The organism is Acetobacter malorum, from assembly GCF_002153605.1.
GTDB classification, from domain to species: Bacteria; Pseudomonadota; Alphaproteobacteria; order Acetobacterales; family Acetobacteraceae; genus Acetobacter; species Acetobacter malorum_A.
On the sequence record NZ_JOPG01000004.1, the window covers coordinates 2,501 to 5,664 of the forward strand.

Here is a 3,164-nt window from a genome sequence, read left to right on the forward strand (position 1 = left end):
GAGAACGTGTGACGTGCTTGGATGCGCCATGCGGGAACTCAGACGTGTCACTTTGTGGCATGGATGGTTTCTGTGCATGGGGCGAGTGAGCGCGATAAGGGCATTCGGTGGATGCCTTGGCACCAGGAGGCGATGAAGGACGTAGCACGCTGCGAAAAGCTACGGGGAGCCGCGAGCAGGCTTTGATCCGTAGATATCCGAATGGGGCAACCCACCCGCAAGGGTATCGTAGTCTGAATACATAGGACTATGAGGCGAACCCGGGGAACTGAAACATCTCAGTACCTGGAGGAAAAGACATCAATTGAGATTCTGCTAGTAGTGGCGAGCGAACGCGGAACAGGCCAGTGGTCTTTGGAAGAGAAGCAGAACACTCTGGAAAGGGTGGCCATAGTGGGTGATAGTCCCGTATGCGTAGTGCTTCTAAAGATCCTTGAGTAGGGCGGGGCACGTGAAACCCTGTCTGAACATGGGGGGACCACCCTCCAAGCCTAAATACTCCCTGGTGACCGATAGTGAACAAGTACCGTGAGGGAAAGGTGAAAAGCACCCCGATGAGGGGAGTGAAATAGACCTGAAACCGAATGCCTACAAGCAGTCGGAGCCTCTTATGGGGTGACGGCGTACCTTTTGTATAATGGGTCAGCGAGTTTCTGTTTGCAGCAAGCTTAAGCCGGTAGGTGTAGGCGTAGCGAAAGCGAGTCTGAATAGGGCGTCTAGTTGCTGGCAGAAGACCCGAAACCGAGTGATCTAGCCATGGCCAGGCTGAAGGTGCGGTAACACGCACTGGAGGGCCGAACCCACGCCTGTTGAAAAAGTCGGGGATGAGCTGTGGCTAGGGGTGAAAGGCCAATCAAACTCGGAAATAGCTGGTTCTCCGCGAAATCTATTGAGGTAGACCGTCAGGTATTTACCCCGGGGGGTAGAGCACTGGATGGGCTAGGGGGGCCCAAAGCCTTACCAAACCTAACCAAACTCCGAATACCCGGAAGTATTAGCCTGGCAGACAGACAGTGGGTGCTAAGGTCCATTGTCGAGAGGGAAACAGCCCAGACCACCAGCTAAGGCCCCTAAATCGTGGCTAAGTGGGAAAGGATGTGGGGATTCCAAAACAACCAGGAGGTTGGCTTAGAAGCAGCCATCCTTTAAAGAAAGCGTAATAGCTCACTGGTCTAATAGAAACCCTGCGCCGAAAATGTAACGGGGCTCAAGCCACGTGCCGAAGCTGTGGGTGCATATCTATGATATGCGCGGTAGCGGAGCGTTCCGTAGGTCTGTGAAGGAAGCGGGGTGACCCCTTCTGGAGATATCGGAAGTGCGAATGCTGACATGAGTAGCGACAAACAGTGCGAGAAACACTGTCGCCGAAAGTCCAAGGGTTCCTGCGCAAGGTTAATCCACGCAGGGTTAGTCGGCCCCTAAGGCGAGGGCGAAAGCCGTAGTCGATGGGAATCAGGTGAATATTCCTGAACCTGCCAGAAGTGACGAATGCAATATGTTGTCAGTCCTTATCGGATTGGACTGGCTTTTGGCGCATTCCAGGAAATAGCTCTGGCGTATAGACCGTACCCGAAACCGACACAGGTGGACTGGTAGAGAATACCAAGGCGCTTGAGAGAACGATGCTGAAGGAACTAGGCAAATTACTCGTGTAACTTCGGGATAAGCGAGACCCGTTGGTGGGCAACCATCGGCGGGTGGCACAGACCAGGGGGTAGCGACTGTTTAGTAAAAACACAGGGCTCTGCGAAGTCGAAAGACGACGTATAGGGCCTGACGCCTGCCCGGTGCCGGAAGGTTAAGAGGAGGTGTGAGAGCACTGAATTGAAGCCCCGGTAAACGGCGGCCGTAACTATAACGGTCCTAAGGTAGCGAAATTCCTTGTCGGGTAAGTTCCGACCTGCACGAATGGCGTAACGACTTCCCCGCTGTCTCCAGCATCGGCTCAGCGAAATTGAATTCCCCGTGAAGATGCGGGGTATCCGCGGTCAGACGGAAAGACCCTATGAACCTTTACTGCAGCTTTACAGTGGCATCAGAGACATTCTGTGTAGGATAGGTGGGAGGCTTTGAAGCAGGGGCGCCAGTTCCTGTGGAGCCATCCTTGAAATACCACCCTGAATTTTTCTGATGTCTAACCGCGGTCAGTTAGCCTGATCCGGGACCCTGTATGGTGGGCAGTTTGACTGGGGCGGTCGCCTCCCAAAGTGTAACGGAGGCGCGCGATGGTGGGCTCAGGCCGGTCGGAAACCGGCTGTTGAGTGCAATGGCATAAGCCCGCCTGACTGCGAGAGTGACAGCTCGAGCAGAGACGAAAGTCGGCCATAGTGATCCGGTGGTCCCGCGTGGAAGGGCCATCGCTCAACGGATAAAAGGTACTCTAGGGATAACAGGCTGATCTCCCCCAAGAGTCCACATCGACGGGGAGGTTTGGCACCTCGATGTCGGCTCATCACATCCTGGGGCTGGAGCAGGTCCCAAGGGTTCGGCTGTTCGCCGATTAAAGTGGTACGTGAGCTGGGTTTAGAACGTCGTGAGACAGTTCGGTCCCTATCTGCCGTGGATGTTGGAGATTTGAGAGGATTTGTCCCTAGTACGAGAGGACCGGGATGAACATACCTCTGGTGCACCGGTTGTCGCGCCAGCGGCACCGCCGGGTAGCTAAGTATGGACGGGATAACCGCTGAAAGCATCTAAGCGGGAAACCCACCTCAAAACTAGATCTCCCTGAGAGCCGTGATAGACCATCACGTTGATAGGCCAGGTGTGGAAGCGCAGTAATGCGTGTAGCTAACTGGTCCTAATCGCTCTATAGGCTCACTCTCATACTGTCCCCTTAAAAGGACAGCCCGTGCACAGAAATCATCCATGCACGCGTCACACACAAACAATTCTCTCTTTACCAACCGCATCCACACCACCCCACTCAGGGTGGACTGGATGACCTGGTGGCCATGGCGGGGAGTGATCCACCCGATCCCATCCCGAACTCGGCCGTGAAACCCCCCAGCGCCTATGATACTGCGGCTTAAGTCGTGGGAAAGTCGGTCGCCGCCAGGTCTTCCAGTCTACCCCAATCAACACCACCGCGGGGTGGAGCAGCCCGGTAGCTCGTCAGGCTCATAACCTGAAGGCCGCAGGTTCAAATCCTGCCCCCGCAACCA

1 tRNA gene and 2 rRNA genes are annotated in these 3,164 nt (G+C 55.1%); all 3 read left to right on the forward strand.

The features are described 5' to 3' along the window. Positions 1-83 precede the first annotated feature (83 nt). Positions 84-2,825 (forward strand): 23S ribosomal RNA (locus HK23_RS01795). A gap of 119 nt (positions 2,826-2,944) precedes the next feature. Continuing rightward, positions 2,945-3,060, forward strand: a 5S ribosomal RNA gene (gene rrf / locus HK23_RS01800). A gap of 27 nt (positions 3,061-3,087) precedes the next feature. Continuing rightward, positions 3,088-3,164: transfer RNA gene (locus HK23_RS01805), tRNA-Met, on the forward strand.